At 51.0% G+C, this 16,345-nt stretch carries 17 protein-coding genes; 14 read left to right on the top strand and 3 right to left on the bottom strand.

Annotated features, from left to right (window positions below):
• Position 1: 1 nt before the first annotated feature.
• The 4 genes from M1D70_RS18780 to M1D70_RS18765 all read left to right on the top strand — a co-directional run bounded on the left by M1D70_RS18780 (position 2) and on the right by M1D70_RS18765 (position 2,228).
• The gene (locus tag M1D70_RS18780) at positions 2 to 481 is read left to right on the top strand and encodes a Na+/H+ antiporter subunit E (protein WP_456287648.1); all 480 of its coding nucleotides are present in this window, start codon (positions 2 to 4) and stop codon (positions 479 to 481) included.
• Complete coding sequence (locus M1D70_RS18775; RefSeq protein WP_009592424.1) at positions 478 to 771, top strand: Na(+)/H(+) antiporter subunit F1; 294 nt, start codon at positions 478 to 480, stop codon at positions 769 to 771. Before M1D70_RS18780 ends, M1D70_RS18775 begins: the two co-directional genes overlap by 4 nt.
• Positions 755 to 1,150: a monovalent cation/H(+) antiporter subunit G gene (mnhG, locus tag M1D70_RS18770; protein WP_015736053.1), complete on the top strand. Its 396-nt coding sequence runs from the start codon at positions 755 to 757 to the stop codon at positions 1,148 to 1,150. The genes M1D70_RS18775 and mnhG overlap by 17 nt, the downstream gene beginning before the upstream one ends.
• A gap of 196 nt (positions 1,151 to 1,346) precedes the next feature.
• Positions 1,347 to 2,228: a GNAT family N-acetyltransferase gene (locus tag M1D70_RS18765; protein WP_456287647.1), complete on the top strand. Its 882-nt coding sequence runs from the start codon at positions 1,347 to 1,349 to the stop codon at positions 2,226 to 2,228.
• An 88-nt stretch (positions 2,229 to 2,316) separates the two neighbouring features.
• Here M1D70_RS18765 and M1D70_RS18760 read toward each other — a convergent pair whose 3' ends face one another.
• Positions 2,317 to 2,970, bottom strand: coding sequence for a TVP38/TMEM64 family protein (locus M1D70_RS18760; protein WP_009592429.1), 654 nt, complete (start codon positions 2,968 to 2,970; stop codon positions 2,317 to 2,319).
• Positions 2,971 to 3,306: 336 nt separating this feature from the next.
• On the opposite strand from M1D70_RS18760, the gene M1D70_RS18755 reads away from it, so the two are divergent.
• Entirely contained in the window at positions 3,307 to 4,173 is an 867-nt protein-coding gene (locus M1D70_RS18755) for a YitT family protein (RefSeq protein WP_009592439.1), read from the top strand.
• A 106-nt stretch (positions 4,174 to 4,279) separates the two neighbouring features.
• Here the strand turns inward: M1D70_RS18755 and M1D70_RS18750 are convergent, their stop codons facing one another.
• Positions 4,280 to 4,492, bottom strand: coding sequence for a hypothetical protein (locus M1D70_RS18750; RefSeq protein WP_009592426.1), 213 nt, complete (start codon positions 4,490 to 4,492; stop codon positions 4,280 to 4,282).
• 48 nt (positions 4,493 to 4,540) lie between these two features.
• Entirely contained in the window at positions 4,541 to 5,113 is a 573-nt protein-coding gene (locus tag M1D70_RS18745) for a thymidine kinase (protein ID WP_009592423.1), read from the bottom strand.
• A 380-nt stretch (positions 5,114 to 5,493) separates the two neighbouring features.
• Here M1D70_RS18745 and M1D70_RS18740 point away from each other — a divergent pair, with 380 nt between their 5' ends.
• The 9 genes from M1D70_RS18740 (at position 5,494) to M1D70_RS18700 (ending at position 15,899) form a co-directional block, all read left to right on the top strand.
• On the top strand, positions 5,494 to 6,270 hold the full coding sequence (locus M1D70_RS18740; protein WP_456287646.1) for an ABC transporter ATP-binding protein: 777 nt from the start codon (positions 5,494 to 5,496) through the stop codon (positions 6,268 to 6,270).
• A 64-nt stretch (positions 6,271 to 6,334) separates the two neighbouring features.
• Complete coding sequence (locus M1D70_RS18735; RefSeq protein WP_456287645.1) at positions 6,335 to 7,354, top strand: aliphatic sulfonate ABC transporter substrate-binding protein; 1,020 nt, start codon at positions 6,335 to 6,337, stop codon at positions 7,352 to 7,354.
• Between the two features lie 37 nt (positions 7,355 to 7,391).
• Positions 7,392 to 8,261, top strand: a complete 870-nt coding sequence (locus M1D70_RS18730) for an ABC transporter permease (protein ID WP_456287644.1) — start codon at positions 7,392 to 7,394, stop codon at positions 8,259 to 8,261.
• Positions 8,258 to 9,067, top strand: coding sequence for an ABC transporter permease (locus M1D70_RS18725; protein ID WP_456287643.1), 810 nt, complete (start codon positions 8,258 to 8,260; stop codon positions 9,065 to 9,067). The genes M1D70_RS18730 and M1D70_RS18725 overlap by 4 nt, the downstream gene beginning before the upstream one ends.
• A gap of 48 nt (positions 9,068 to 9,115) precedes the next feature.
• Positions 9,116 to 10,486 carry an LLM class flavin-dependent oxidoreductase gene (locus tag M1D70_RS18720; protein ID WP_456287642.1) on the top strand — a complete coding sequence of 457 codons (1,371 nt, stop codon included), beginning with the start codon at positions 9,116 to 9,118 and terminating at the stop codon, positions 10,484 to 10,486.
• A 173-nt stretch (positions 10,487 to 10,659) separates the two neighbouring features.
• A complete protein-coding gene (locus M1D70_RS18715) occupies positions 10,660 to 12,408 on the top strand; it encodes an RNA polymerase sigma factor (RefSeq protein ID WP_456287641.1) in 1,749 nt (582 codons plus the stop codon).
• Positions 12,409 to 12,657: 249 nt separating this feature from the next.
• Positions 12,658 to 13,401: a GTP pyrophosphokinase gene (locus M1D70_RS18710; RefSeq protein ID WP_456287640.1), complete on the top strand. Its 744-nt coding sequence runs from the start codon at positions 12,658 to 12,660 to the stop codon at positions 13,399 to 13,401.
• Between the two features lie 531 nt (positions 13,402 to 13,932).
• Positions 13,933 to 15,330 carry a protoporphyrinogen oxidase gene (locus M1D70_RS18705; protein WP_456287639.1) on the top strand — a complete coding sequence of 466 codons (1,398 nt, stop codon included), beginning with the start codon at positions 13,933 to 13,935 and terminating at the stop codon, positions 15,328 to 15,330.
• A complete protein-coding gene (locus M1D70_RS18700; protein WP_009591059.1) occupies positions 15,327 to 15,899 on the top strand; it encodes a DUF1697 domain-containing protein in 573 nt (190 codons plus the stop codon). The genes M1D70_RS18705 and M1D70_RS18700 overlap by 4 nt, the downstream gene beginning before the upstream one ends.
• The last annotated feature ends 446 nt before the right edge of the window (positions 15,900 to 16,345 follow it).

Genomic DNA, 16,345 nt, shown 5'->3' with positions numbered 1-16,345 from the left:
TATGGGCCATCAAATCCTGTTGAATATCATCATTGCCATTGTCTGGATGTTCCTGAACAGCAACTGGTCTCCCCAGCAATTCATTGTTGGGTACCTGATCGGCATCTTGCTCATTTATATGCTGCGGCGCTTCTGGCCGAACGACTTCTATTTGCGCAAGCTGTGGTCCATCCTGATGCTGCTGCTCCTGTTTCTAAGCGAACTGTTTAAATCGAGCGTCACGGTCATCGGTCAGATCATAAGACCGAAGCTGAACGTTCGTCCCGGCATCTTCGCTTACTCCACGGAGCTGAAAACCGATTGGGAGATCACGGTGCTATCGTGCCTGATCTGCTTGACGCCAGGAACGCTTACCCTGGAAGTGTCGCGCGATGGTCAGACGCTTTACATTCATGCGATGGATATCGAGGACGTCGAAGAGCTGTCGAATCAGATTCGCGGTACCTTCGAACGGGCGATCAAGGAGGTGACCCGCACATGATCCAGAGCATGCTGATTGCTTCGCTGGTGATTTTGTCGCTTGCCATCCTGGGCTGCTTGTATCGCTTGATCAAGGGACCCTCCATGAACGACCGGATCATGTCGCTCGATACGATCGGAATCATCCTGTTGTCCATGATCGCCGTGTTATGCATGCTCTTCCGGACAACGGTCTATTTCGACATCATATTGCTGATCGGAATTCTAACGTTTATCGGAACGACCGCACTCGCCAGATATATCGAAAGGGGTGACGTCATTGAACGCACAAACGATGAGTCAGATCGGTGAGTTTCTGATTGCGCTGATGGTGCTGCTCGGAGCTTTACTCGGCGCATTGAGCGCATTCGGCCTGATTCGCCTGCCGGATGTGTACATGAGATCCCACGCAGCCACGAAGAGCGCTACCCTTGGCGTCCTCTTTATTCTTGCGGGCGCATTTCTATATTTCACCTTTTACTTGGAACATGTCAGCGCGAAGCTGCTGCTGGGGATCGTGTTCGTATTCATTACGGGTCCGGTTGCAGGCCACTTGAACGGGAGGGCGGCTTACCGGTCCGGCGTCTCCATGTGGGAGAAAAGCGTTCATGATGACCTGAAGCCTGCTCTCAAGCGCGAACGTGAACGCATGCGCGATTCCCGGAAGGCCGAACATTCCGAGAAAGGATGACCGCGAACCGTAAACAAGGTCCCGATGAATAATCGAGAAGATGAGATGGGCTTTCCAAGCATATGGGAAGCCCATTTCTGGTTTCATGCTTGGCTCACGGACATCATTTTTGTGGTAAAATTGACCAAAACGGGTTCGCGGAGTGGTTGGATATCACGCTAGGAAAGCTGATCCTGAACAAGGAGAATGTGTACAGATGGTATTGGATACAGATCAAACGAAATTAAGAGAGCTGTCTTCCTTTCTTGCCCGAATGAACGGGGATCGTCATCATCATGTCGGATATTGCGGCGAACAGGAAGGGGAGATTTATAGCACGCTGCTGGAAGATTTTTCGGAAAATGGCCGGCTGAACAGCCAGCGATTTACCGTGATCTATGATCAAGATCAGATGGTAGGCGCATTGGGATTCGATGTGGACGAAGAAGAGGGAACTGCTGAGATATGGGGACCTTTTATCGATGCACAAGGCGAGCTTTGGCATCGATTGGCGAAGGAGCTATGGGTTGAAGGAACAACGAAGCTGAATGGCGATGTAACACGCTATTTCGGATTTTATAATGCAGCTCATCTGTCCGCTGCGAGGTTTATGGAGGACAAAGGGGGAAGAAAGACAGGTGTGCATCATGTACTGAGAATCCAAAAATCCACCTTGTTAACGAATGCCGCGTCTGAATTGCAGGATATCACGCCCGAGTATTGGGATGAGTTCGCGGATCTGCATGGCAAGGCCTTCCCGAATACCTATCTCGGCTCGGAGTCTATTTTGCAGAAGCTGGATGAGGATCACCGGCTCTTCATACTTACGGAAGAAGGCCGTTTCGCCGGGTATGTGTATGTGGAGGGAAACCCTGAATTTCAGGAAGGAAATATAGAGTACATCGCGGTATCCGAACATTTTCGGCGCAAAGGCTATGGCCGGATCCTGCTTGATCAAGCGCTCCATTATTTGTTCCAGGTCCTGCAGCTGGAAGAAATCTCGCTATGCGTGGACCAGGACAATGCAGGGGCGCTCCAGCTGTATCAACGTTCGGGCTTTGAGACGGTACATAAACTGGCGTCATACGTATTGGAGTGAACATGATGATTTCCAACATAGCACGCCCATAAATAACAAGACCCGCCCATCCCAGCAATCGGGACCGGCGGGTCTTCTTGTTAAACATCTAACGCTTCTTCTTTTTACTGCTGATGACGACGCTTCCGGGCTGATCATCGTGATGGTAACGGTTTTCCATCTTTTTGCCGGCCAGCCACAACAGCCAGAGGACGACGGCCGCGATAAGAATGCGCCAAGGCTGCTGGATAAAGGCCTGCCAGTCATGTCCAATGAATGCCACCATGAAGATCATCACGGATTTGCCTGCCATAACGGCGATCGTGAACGTTGTAGCCGATACCGTGCTAATGCCGGATGCGATATTGATCAGCGAGGAAGGCGTAAAGGGAAAGCAGTACAGGATGAAGATCGGCGTAAAGCCCTTATCTTCAATCCAATGGAAGAAACGCTGGGATCCCGGCATTCTTTTTTGTATAAGCAATCCCAGTTTGCCTCCCAGCTTGCGAACGATCCAAAACACCGTGACGGATCCAAGGCAAACGCCGATCCAGGACAGCAGGAATCCCCACCATAAACCATAAGCTGCGGAGTTTCCCATCACCAGGACGATGAGGGGCAGAAAGGGGAGAAACGCCTCTATAAATGGAAGCAAAATACCCGGAATGGGACCCAGCCGCGAGTACTGCTGCAGCCATCCCTGCACTTGATCCATGTCAATTTCTTTCATATGGGTCCACACGTTCTGAAGCCATTCCAACATGATGAGTAAATCCTCTCCCTGCCTGGGGTAAAATTATGTATTTTCTCGTCGATCGCGGATGGAATATATTATAGCATAACCGGAATCAATATTATAAATTGCAAGTATTGGCCCTACCTGGTTCCAGTCGATTCGGTCATGCCCCGCAGCGATGGGTCAGGAATAGATCGAAAGGTTGATGGGGCGGGACTGTACTCCTTAGTCCGGGGAACCCGACCATGGTCTGAAAGATCCATGTGACATGGTGTGTCAACATTGACACGCCATTCCTTTTTTTAATACAATGGTTCTTCGACAGGCTTTATCGTGTGAAAAATGATACAAAAGGAGAATGGCATGGTCAAAAATCACAAAAAACTGACAGTCGGCGAAATTTTGAAACGGTTCATCTTTATCACCGTCGGTGCAATTCTGATGGCCGTGGCGCTTGAGATCTTCCTGGTGCCCAATGAAATCATCGATGGTGGAATTACCGGTATTTCCATCGTATTATCATCGATTACGCCCATCAAATTGGGGGTATTCCTGTTTATCATCAACTTACCGTTTCTGTTTATCGGCTACAAGCAGATTGGCAAAACGTTTGCGTTTTCCACGCTGTACGGGATCGTGGTGCTGTCGGTAGCGACAACCTTCCTGCATCATGTAGATCCGTTTACGAACGAGAAGATTTTGGCGGTATTATTCGGCGGATTGGTCCTGGGCCTCGGGGTCGGTCTCGTCATCCGTTACGGCGGTGCGCTTGACGGGACGGAGATCGTAGCCATCCTGCTGTCCAAGAAGCTGCGAATGCCGGTCGGTCAGATCATCATGATCATCAACGTCTTTATCTTCATTACCGCAGGGTTTGTATTCGGTGCAGATTCGGCGATGTATTCGATCTTCTCATACTACATAGCGGCAAAAGTAATGGATATTGTGGTAGAGGGCTTGGACGAGTCCAAATCCGTTACGATTATATCCAACGAATATGAGGAAATTTCGAGTGCCATCATGCAGCGTCTGGGACGCAGCACGACCATGATCTATGCCAAGGGCGGATATTCGAAAGAGGACACGCAGATGATTTATTGCGTCATCACCAGGCTGGAGATTGCGAAGCTGAAGACCGTGGTGCAGGAGATTGACAAGAACGCATTTATATCGATCCAAAATGTAGCGGACGTGCTGGGCGGAAGCATGGCAAAGTCCGATATTCATTAGGGACACGATTACGCTATCGTTTTGATATGCTTATTAACAAGCGGCGGCCCTCTGCAGATTTGGTTCTGCAGAGGGCCGCTGTTTTCGTGTTCGGCAATCCGGCGGATCACTTCCGTACTTCAAAAAACTCGCATTCGTCCCGCTTGTGATAGCCGAGCGAACTGACGCTGGATTGCGTAATGACGGTATCGTCGGTGAAACGGATGACAAGACTCCCCGAATCAATCAAATGATTATCCTTGAAGATGCGTATACGGATCTGCTGCTCCATGACTTCCTGAAAGTCCTGGTCGGTCAATAACGGTCTGACGATCGGCATGGATGACCAACTCCTAACGTAAAAAGGTGGTTTGATTGCGATAACGTCTTATGCTAAAGGGGGATTGGTATGGCATTTGCGGCAGACAGGGAAGTAGGTATCATTCCCGCCGATCAGGATCTGTTCGCCGGCATAGACGGGCTTGCCGTCGATGACGCGAAGGTTCATGATCGCTTTGCGCTCGCAGAACCAGCAGATCGTCTTCATTTCCTCGATTTTATCGGCGTAAATCAGCATCCAGCGGCTGCCTTCAAACAGCTCGTTGCGGAAGTCGTTCTTTAGTCCGAAGCCCATGACAGGCACGTTAAGCTCATCGACGATCCGAACGAGCTGGAGGATGCTGTCCTTGGACAGGAACTGGCATTCGTCAACAAGAACGCAGTAGGGCTTCGGCTGATGATCCTTCACGATCCCGTAGATATCGGTCGTATCGGATATAGGTATCGCTTCACGGCGCAGGCCGATTCGCGACGATACATAACCGACGGCATCCCGGTCATCGATAGCGGACGTAAAGAGAAGGACCGGTTTGTTCTGTTCTTCGTAGTTATGGGCGACTTTCAAAATCTCGATGGATTTGCCACTGTTCATGGAGCCATACTTGAAAAATAATTGAGCCATGCTTTCGTTCCCTTCCTATAGGTGCAATGTTGCTTTTATAAGCGTAATGGTGCCAATTTCGTTATTCTTACTATATAAGATATGACATGCAGAGTATATTGTCGCATTATTGGGCAGTATTTGTCCATTGCTGAAGGTGAATATATTCTGACAAACCTGTTAGCAGGGAACGAAAAAAAGGTTTGACAACCATTACCAGCAGTTGTAATATAACGGCATACCAAATGAATACCAAGATTATCGACCAGATAACTGGAGATATCACGCGAAGGAACAAGTACGACGGTTGAGCGTACTTTGACCAGCGTGATATCTCTTTTTTTTTCATCATTAACCAAGTAAACAGGTGTGAATAATTATAATACGGGATGGTGAGGCAAATGTCAGCAGAAACATTGATTATTCAACAGGTTAACAAAATTTTTCAAGCACCGACAGGGAGTGTTACGGCGCTGAAAGGCATTGACTTGCGGGTTCGTAAGGGGGAATTCATCACATTGATCGGACCGAGCGGCTGCGGGAAGAGCACCTTGCTCAAAATCGTTGCGGGCCTGGATACATCGTACGAGGGAAGCGTCCTGCTGAATGACAAGCCGATATCGGGCCCAAGCATCGAGAAGGGGTTCATTTTTCAAGAGCCGCGCTTGTTTCCATGGCTGACGGTGGAGAAAAATATCGCAGGCAATTTATCGCTGAAGCAGAAGGACGTCCGCAAAAAGGTGGATGAATTCATTGAGCTCGTTCGGCTGAAAGGCTTTGAGAAGGCATATCCCAGGGAGCTGTCGGGAGGGATGGCCCAGCGGGTAGCCATCGCCAGGGCGCTGCTGCGGAATCCGGACGTGCTGCTGCTGGATGAACCTTTTGGCGCGCTGGATGCGTTCACTCGCTCCCATATGCAGGAGGTGCTGCTGGACATCTGGCAAAATAACCGCACGACCATGCTCTTTGTTACCCATGATCTGGATGAGGCTGTGTTTCTTGGCGAGCGGGTCGTCATTATGAACCCGAGACCGGGCCATATTCGTTCCATCCTGCCGATCGATCTGCCGTTTCCGCGGAAACGGACCGGATCCTCCTTCCAGGAGCTGCGAACCAAAGTGCTGCGAGAGTTCGAGAAAGTGGAAGAACCGGAGTTCGATACCGGTGCAGGAATTTAATCGGTCCAGGGTTATCGAGCGTCAAACCAAATGAACGATAGAGAACAGAGGAGAGAATCTGATCATGCATACAAAGAAAAAGAACGTCGCCATTATGCTATTGCTTATCCTTTCCGTCTTCGCATCCGGCTGCGCCGGAGCAAACAGCCAGCCCGCGGCTGGAGCCGTTAAGAAGGGAGCAGACGGCAAATACACAGATTTGACCGTACGGCTCGGGGTCCAGGGAAGCGGCGGTTTGTTTGGCAAGGCGCGCGAGGAGAGATGGTTCGAGGAGGAGTTCGGCAAGCTAGGCGTCAAGGTGGAGTGGGCAGAGTTTCAGAGCGGTCCTCCCATGACCGAAGCGATGGCTTCGAATCGTCTGGACTTTGCGGGGCTTGGCAATATGCCGATTATCGCCGCCCAGGCGGCCGATATTCCGTTTAAGGTCATCTCCCAGAGCTTGCACGGCCAGAAGAATGTGGCCATCATCGTGCCGCCGGACAGCCCTGCGCAGACCCTCAGTGATCTGAAGGGAAAGAAGGTAGCGGTAACCAAAGGGAGCAATGCCTTTAACTTTTTGTACCGGGGATTGGCGGATCAAGGACTCAAGGTATCCGACATCGAAATCATTCAGCTTCAGCCCGACGAAGCCCAGCCTGCATTCGAATCGGGCGGCGTCGATGCTTGGGCAACCTGGGACCCGTACATTACCTTGAACACGCTGACAGGCAAAGGCAACGTATTGGCGGACGGCGAGCAGCTTGGCGTCCTGTCGCCTTCGTTCAATATCGTGCGGAAGGATTTTGCCGATCAATATCCGGATCTGGTCACGCTCTATCTGACCGTGCTGAACAAAACTCTCGCCTGGGAGAAAGAAAACGAAGCGGAGGCGATTAAACGTTATGCCGATGAGCGCGGCATCCCGCAGGAAGTCATTCAAGGCACGTTTGACCGTTCAAGGTCGATCAACATTCCCGTAACGGATGACATCATCGCGGAGCAGCAGAAAACCGCCGACTTCCAATTCGAGCAAAAAACGATCCGCAAAAAAATCCAGGTCAAAGACGTGTTTGATAATCAGTATATTGAGGCTGCAACCCAATAAGCGGCACATCATCTGAAATTGAAAGGAGGTAGCGCTTATGCTCCCGGAAGGGATCAGCAAAGGGGCGGTTGTCGTGACCGCCGACCCCGTCGAAACCCGTCTCCGTCATAAGCGGATTGACCGCAGGTTCCTGTTTAAACTTACCCATGCATGGATCGGCTGGCTTGTTCCGCTCTTTATCATCATCGTGTGGCAGGCGGCTGGGGCCATGGGTTGGCTCAATCCGATCCTGCTTCCGACTCCACTCGATATCTGGAAGGAATTCGTTCATTTAACAAGCTCAGGCGAGCTGATTCGGCATCTGGGCATTTCATCCTGGAGAGCGCTGCTCGGGTTTCTGCTCGGCGGCAGCCTCGGTTTGGCCGCGGGGATATGGGTTGGTTTCTCGTACAAGGCCGAGCGGCTTGTCGATCCTCCCTTGCAAATGCTGCGGACGCTTCCCCATCTGGCCATTGCGCCGCTGTTCATCCTATGGTTCGGTTTCGGGGAAACCTCGAAAATCCTGCTTATTGCCAAGGGCTCGTTCTTTCCGCTCTACGTGAACACATTCCTCGGCATTCGCTCCGTTGACAACAGGCTGTTTGACGTAGCCCGCGTCCTGCAATTCAGCCGTTGGGATATGATCCGCAGGCTGATCGTTCCCGCTTCGCTGCCCCATATTTTCCTCGGCATCCGCCTCTCGATCGGGGTGGCATGGCTTGGCCTGGTTGTGGCGGAGCTGATGGGTTCCAGTTCCGGCATCGGTTATATCATCAATGACGCGCGTTCCTTCTCCTGGACCACGGTGGTCTTCGTCGGAATTTTGGTGTTTGCGCTCGTCGGGAAGCTGTCGGATTCCCTCGTCAAAGGGCTCGAAGGCAGACTTTTGCGTTGGCAGGACAGCTATAAGGGAGGCGACCCATCATGAGAAGTCATGCAGCCACCTCAGAAACAGGGGGGCGGGACTGGCTGAAGGCCATTCCAAAGCCCCTCCATGCCTGGCTTGTGCCCGCAGCGGTCTTGGCTTTATGGCAGGCAGCCGGCGGATTTGGCTGGATTTCGGCGTCCCTGCTGCCTACGCCGCTTACGATAGCCAAGCAATTCGCGAGTTTGGGGGCCAGCGGCGAGCTGTGGGAGCATTTTCGGATCAGTCTCCTTCGAGCGCTATCGGGCTTTTTGCTGGGCGGCTTGACGGGGCTGGCTCTGGGATTGTCCACGGGGCTTGGCAAAATGGCAGAGCGTACGCTGGACCCTTCATTTCAAATGCTGCGTACCGTGCCGCTTTTATCGCTGATTCCGCTGTTTATTCTATGGTTCGGCATCGGGGAATTCTCGAAGATTCTCATGATTTCCCTCGGAGCCTTTTTCCCGATCTATGTGAATACCTTCCTTGGCATTCGCAGCGTGGATGCAAAGCTTTATGAAGTATCGAGGATCTTTCAATATTCCAAACTGCAGCTGCTGATCCGGTTGATCGTACCGGCTGCACTGCCGAACATCCTGCTTGGCATCCGCCTGTCGCTCGGCGTTTCCTGGCTTGTACTGGTCGTAGCGGAGATGATGGGGACCAGCGCGGGCATCGGATACATGATTCAAGACGCCCGAGCCTATTCCCAAACGGACATTGTGTTTGTAGGCATTATTATTTTTGCGGTCGTGGGCAAGCTGTCCGATTCCGTTGTACGCCGGCTGGAATCCAGGCTGCTGGGCTGGAGAGAGACATATAAGGGCTGATCAAGGATGGTTGGCTGACTATTTTATATGAACAGGAGTGGTACGAAGATGGGGACAACCAACCGCAGAGCTCATCAGATGCACTTGGGAGCGTTTATCTATTATGCTGGACATCATCACGCCGGGTGGCGTCATCCAACCTCGGACGTGGAGGGCATGTTTGGCATTGAGCTGTATAAGCAGCTGGCAGCCACGGCAGAGCGGGGAAAGTTCGACATGATGTTTTTTGCCGATTTGCTGTACGTGACCCAGGTCGAAAATTCCGCTTCCGGCATGCTGGACCCGTTAACGCTGTTATCCGCACTCTCCGCCGTGACGGACAAATTGGGGCTGACCGCCACGGTCTCCACAACGTACAATGAACCGTATAACGTGGCTCGGAAATTTGCTTCTCTCGATTGGATCAGCGGGGGAAGAGCGGGCTGGAACATCGTGACGTCCCAGCTGGACATCGAAGCCCACAATTACGGCAAGCCGAAGCACCCGGAGCATGGCTTGCGTTACGAAATGGCACGCGAGTTTGTTGAAGCGGTTACCCGGTTATGGGACAGCTGGGAAGACGATGCCCTTGTGCTGGATCGGGAGTCCGGGAATTTTGCCGATGGAGCGAAGGTGCGTCCCGTGGACTTTAACGGGCAATGGTATTCCACGAAAGGCCCGCTGAACGTTCCGAGGCCGCCGCAAGGCTACCCCGTCCTGATACAGGCCGGTTCTTCCGGTCCGGGACAGGACTTTGCCGCCCAATATGGCGAGGTCATCTTTACGGCACAGCAGTCCAAGAAGGCAGCGCAGGCTTTTTACGCCAGCGTGCACTCGAAGCTGTCCCATTATGGAAGAGCAAGCGGAAGCCTGAAAATCATGCCGGGCCTGTCGCCTGTCATCGGCTCAACCGAGGAGGAGGCACGGCGCAAAGCGCACGAGCTGCTGGAATTGATTCCGCCAGCTTCGGCGATCGCCGTTCTGTCCGGGTTCCTGAATTACGACCTGAGCGGTTATCCGCTGGACCAGCCGCTGCCAAGAAACATCCCGGACCCCGTGGCCGCCTCCAACGGCATGAAAAGCCGGGTCCAATTATATATGGACATGGCTTATCAGGATAATCTGTCGATCTTAGAGTTAGGGAGGAAGATACTGACCTCGAGAGGTCATATGCCATTTGTCGGGACACCCGAGCAGCTGGCCGACATGATGCAGGATTGGTTCGAAGGTTATGCCTGCGACGGATTTAATATCATGCCTCCGGTGCTGCCGGGAGATCTGGACGAGTTCGTGGATGCGGTTATCCCGGTGCTGCAAGAACGGGGCCTGTTCCGTTCCGAATACAGCGGCAATACACTGAGGGAGCATCTGGGCCTAACGCGTCCTGAACCGGGACATTTTCGCCGGGAGGCTCAACAGGCCGCCGCGGATGCCATATAAGCGTGAAAAGCCGGAAAACGTTCCAAGCGACCGAGGGTGCAGGTCAGCTTGGGACGTTTTTTTGTCGCTTCAAATGCAAAAAAAGCTATAATATTTCTCGGGTGATATTGTCAGAAATGACGATCTTCTCAAGTCATATAAGTAGTCAACGATACGAAAGAGGGTTCGAGCAATTGGAAACGACTGCAGACTTAGCGATTCAATGGGATGAGATGGAAGATGACGAGCTGGTGAAATACTCGCAGGCAGGGGAACGGGAAGCATTCGGGGAGCTTGTTCGGCGCCATCGCTCCAAGGTGTATGGCTATGCCAGAGCGATAACGCGGGAGTCTTACTTAGCAGAAGACGTGGTGCAGGATGCCCTGATCCGAGCATTCATGCATCTTGGCAAATTGGTGGATGCCCGGCGGTTCCTTCCATGGATGCACCGCATCGTCCGGAATCAGGCCTATACCCGCCTTAAAGGGAGCTCCGCGTGCAAAGAGCAGACATTCACCGAGCTAGAAGGCATGGGAAGAGTCAACGGTTCAGGGAGTCTGGAGCAATGGAACGATCTGGACAGCATTCTGGGCAGGCTCAACCATTCCGCAAGCGAAGCGGCCTCGGGTTATAACGTACCGGAGGAGCGCATCGTGCAGCAGGAAACGCTGCGTGCTTTAACCGGCATCATTCAATGCCTGAAGCCGCGCGAAAGGCTTATTTTCGAATCCCATTTTTTCGATCAGCTGTCCCCGCAGGAAATTGCCGACTTGTTTCAGCTCTCTTCGGCCAATGTGTATCAGATTATTTCGAGATCACGGAAAAAAGTGATCCAAGAAAAAATCCGCGTTACCGTTGACTCTTATATTAAGACGAGAAGGGACTTGGGAATTATGAAGAAGAACATATTGCCTTACGAAGGACCGATGAAGGAAACCAAAACCTGGACATCCGCAGCGGACGCCACGTACAAAATGCTTCAGTTTACAGACCGCAAGCTATCGCTGCCAATGGTCATGGGGCTGACTGGGCATGCATTCCGGATCAATATCATACCGAATGATGTCCATATCGCGGGCCCGACCGCCTATTTTTTCGGCGAATCTTTATCCCGCGGCCTTCATAATATCGGCTTCCATTCCAAATTCGTCGACGGCATGTCGGACGGCATCGGGACAAACGCCAATCTGCTGGATCCTGCCCTTATGGAAAAGGGAGCGATGAATAAACGCAGCATTCATCAAGAGCTGCCAAGAGCCCTTGATTTGATCCATGCCTCAGTGGATCGCGGATATCCCGTCCTGGCCTGGGATATTTTCTTTCCGGAGTTCGGAACGCTGTACGGGTACGATGACGAGACGAGAACCTTATATGCGGAGGAGTGCGGAAGAGTTGATACGCTGCCATACGAAAATCTAGGCAAGAGCGTCTTGGAAGAAATATTCGTCCTGGCGATTGAGGGTTCCGTGGATTTGACGCTTCGGCAGCAGCTGCGACTGGCACTGGAAACCGCCACCGCGTTATATGAAGGAAAGGAAAATGCGGTGCCGACGGCTGTGAAGGGAATTGCGGCCTACGATGCTTGGATAGAATCGCTGCATGGTCGTGAAATAGAGCCGAATGGTCATGCTTACAATATCGAAGTGCTGCGGGACGCACGGTACTATGCCGCCGAGTTCTTCAAGGAACTGGTGACCGCCTGGCCGAAAGCCATGGAGGACGGGCCGGATCTGACGACATCATTCGAAGATGCCGCTGCGCTGTATACGGAGATTTGCAAGAAGTTCACCGTTTTGCATGGGATGTTTCCATTTCCGAAGGGGGGCGAGCCTAATTCGGCAGAACAAGCAGCAACGGCGATATCGCTGGTAGAGGAGATCAAGGCCTTGGAGATCGAAGCTGCTGCAAAATTGAGCCAGATTTTTGCTGGATTGTCCTCCTGATTCCAGGTTGATTTAGCGGCTTAATCCTTGCCGCAATGATTGGAATGAATAAGCATAAGATAAAGACGCCTGCAACGTTTGTAGTTGCGGCGTCTTTTTGACGTTATTGCACTAAAGTTGCAGTCGCACCTCAATATCAACTACTATTTAAAGAGGGACAGAACTTCTAGAATGTTGCAACGCGTTTTGTTTTTATTTACTACTCGAGTCGTCACGGCTCTGAATCACACAATCGAAAGGAAGTATCCCATGAATTCTTTGCAAATCGAACAGCTCAAAATCATTCGGAACGAAATTACCCGATTCATGATGAAATACAAATTCGCCTTAGATGAGATCGAAACCAAAATGGAGATATTAAAAGAGGAGTTTCAGGCTCTTCATGACTATAGCCCGATCGAGCATACGAAATCCCGCCTGAAATCGCCGGAGAGCATCATGAAGAAGCTGCTTCGCAAGGGCGGAAACATATCGCTTAGTTCCATAGAAGATAACATTAAGGACATTGCGGGTTTACGAATCACCTGTTCATTCATTACCGACATTTACAAAATCAGCGACATGCTGCAGAATCAAAGCGATTTAACGGTCCTGAACGTCAAGGACTACATCAAGAATCCGAAGCCGAATGGATACCAAAGCTTGCATCTGTTAGTGGAAGTGCCCGTCTTTTTCTCTGACCGGGTGGAGAAGGTATGCGTTGAAGTCCAGATTCGAACGATTGCCATGGATTTCTGGGCGAGTCTGGAGCATAAAATCTTTTACAAATATAATAAGTCGGTTCCCCAGCACCTGCTCGAAGAGCTTAAAAAGGCGGCGGATACCGCCAACGCGCTGGACCGTCAGATGGAGCAATTGCACCGCGAAGTGCAGGCCATAAAGGATTCGGAAAGCGACGATTCGCTGCTGGAGGAATTAAAAAGCATCCAGATCAACAACCGCAAGTATGAGCTCCCGGCGGGCTTGCTCGAAGTATTGACCGAGGATAGTTAAGACGTACCCAGGCGGCGCAAAAAGGAATCCCTGACCTGTTTCATCGCCCATGCACCGGGTATATATATCCTAAGTGGGAAGTGGAAACACATCAACACCAGACGGATAACAAGACGTTAAGTCGGAATTACCGAAAGGATTTGATACCCATGTACAAGGAAACAAGGAATAAGGACGGCACAGCCTGAATTATTCCGGCGTACACCTTAAGCTAATAAAGCAATGGAATGATAGCGTCAGAAGGATATAACCGCTTCCCACGAAAAAAACTCTGCGAGTGATCTCGCGGAGTTTTTTGCTGTCGACAACCATCCCAACACCTGGATAATGAGTGCAGCACGCACAATGTATGGATTGTTCAGGGGCGATGTCCGGGAAACCGGTGGCTGTGTGAACGGTTCTGTTCACAATATTGAGGGAATGGCACCCAACGAATGAACGGTCACTATGATATACTTAGGAATTGGATACAATGGTAACGTAACATTATATATTTTTGATATAAACCTACATAATAGAGGTGTATGTACAGTGACAACTACCGTAGTCATCGGCGGCGGCATTACCGGACTTTCGACCTTATATTATCTGCAAAAAGAGATGAAACAACATCGACGGGACATGGACTTGGTGCTGATTGAGGCAAGCGAGGCGCTGGGAGGCAAAATCCGAACCGTCCAGAACGGTGAATTTATTATGGAAACCGGAGCGGATTCGATCGTATCCCGGAAAACGAATGTGGCGCCGCTTCTGGAGGAGCTTCAGTTAACGGACCAGGTTGTGTACAATGCCACGGGGACTTCTTTCATATATACAACCGACGGCCTAAAAAAAATCCCCGAGGAGAGCGTATTTGGCATACCGCTTAGCTTGAAATCCTTGGCCGAAAGCGAGCTGGTATCCGCGGAGGGGAAGGTGGAGGCGCTCAAGGACTATTATACGCCGAATGAGACGTTCACCAAGCATGATTCCCTGGGAGAATTCCTTGAGTCCTTTCTAGGGAAGGAAATCGTTCAGAACCAGATCGCACCGGTCATATCGGGCGTCTATTCCGGGGAGCTCCATGACCTGACCATCGCGTCCACATTCCCCTATTTGCTGGAGTACAAAAATACCTACGGCAGCATCATGGGTGGTTTGGCCGAGAACAAACAGAAATTCCTTGGCACCGGCAATAAGAAATTCCTTTCCTTCAAAAACGGTGTCTCGGTGTTGATTGACGCACTGGAACGGAGCGTGACAGAAGCAGGCGCGAAGATTTGCAAAGGCGTTGCCGCAGAGAAGCTGGAGAGAACGCCTAACGGCTATCGATTGATGCTGGCGAACGGCGACCAGCTGGAAGCGGATTTTGTTGTTTTAAGCACACTGGGATCAAGCGCGAAGGAGCTGCTGGAAGATCCGCGGCTTCACGAGGATTTTGACCAATTGTATACCAAGTCCCTCATCAGCGTGTATCTGGCCTATGATATTCGAGATGAAGAGCTCCCATACGACGGTACGGGGTTCATTACGGCCAAGGGGACGAAGCTGAAGTGTGACGCATGCACATGGACAAGCCGGAAATGGGAGCATACCTCCGAGAATAATCGCTTATTGATGCGATTGTTCTACAAAAGCTCCAGTCCGCATTATGACCAATTGATTCGATTGTCGGACGAAGAATTGAAGCATGTCGGGATGGAGGATATCCGTCAGAGCTTAGGTTTAGAGGCTGAGCCCGTGTCCTGCGAAGTTACCAAATGGCATGAGAATATGCCGAACTATCATCTGAAGCACAGGCAGGTCGTGGAGTCGCTGGAGCTCGCAATGGAAGACCTTTATCCTAACGTGATGCTTGCCGGCTGCTCATACTATGGCGTGGGGATCCCGGACTGCATCGCGAACGGGGAGAAGACGGCAGGCATGATTATGGAAAGGATGCTCAAATGACCATCTATATCGCTTTGCTTCGAGGAATCAATGTCGGCGGACACAATAAAATCAAAATGGCCGATTTAAGAAAGATGCTTGAAGGCATGGGCTTAGCCCGCGTGAAAACATATATTCAGAGCGGAAACGTGCTCTTCGAATCTGCGGATTCCAAGGAAACGCTGCAGGTCCAAATGGAGCAAGGAATACAAGAAGCGTTCGGCTTCCCGATAACCGTGATACTCAGAACCTCGCAGGAAATCGAGGGCATCGTCCGGCATTGTCCTTTTTCGGAAGAAACGATACGTGCTGCGGAGGCAGCATCGGAGTTTGAGAGTCTTTATGTTGCCATGCTGCCGGAAGCGCCAGCTCCCGATGACGTTGAGAAATTGAGGCTCTACGTGAACGATAAAGAAACTTTTGAAGCGATCGGAGAAGAAATCTATTTACTGTTTAAGGAAAGCGTTCGGAATTCCAAGCTGGCGGCACAAATGGCAAAGTTCGGCGTACCGATGACGATGCGGAATTGGAAAACCATGAACAAGCTGGTAGAGCTGTCCCGAACGATGCAAAATGAACAGCCGCGATAATGGTTCAAGGTGACGGAGTAGACATAGGCGGCATCCATTTCGAAGGAAATTTGGGACGGCATGTTTCACTTCCCGTGGATCGGGTAAATATAGAACAAGTGGGAAGTGGTATTGTCAATCGACGGACGGAAGAACATCATGTCATTCCGAAAGGCAGTTGATTCGCCATGAACACTCGCAAAAGGAGAAGGAGAGCGAAGTTTCTTCGATTCTTTTCAGGTAAGGCACCCTAGCAATTGGAAAATTGCTGCATAATGAATAATAAAATCGCTTCCCACTGATAAGGATCCTGCGATATCATTCGCGGGGTCTTTTTTTGTGCGGATAAAGCAATAGTTACAGTATGTAAGATACGGCGGATCGGGAATCAGTTGCTCAAAGATGAATTGAAAATAAGCCGTTCGTAGTGCTGAAGTATCGAACAATAGAGGTTGTTGGATCCCGAA

Source organism: Paenibacillus sp. AK002 (genome assembly GCF_053903045.1).
Note: the sequence above shows the minus strand (reverse complement) of the source record. Positions and strands in the feature narration are given on the sequence as shown.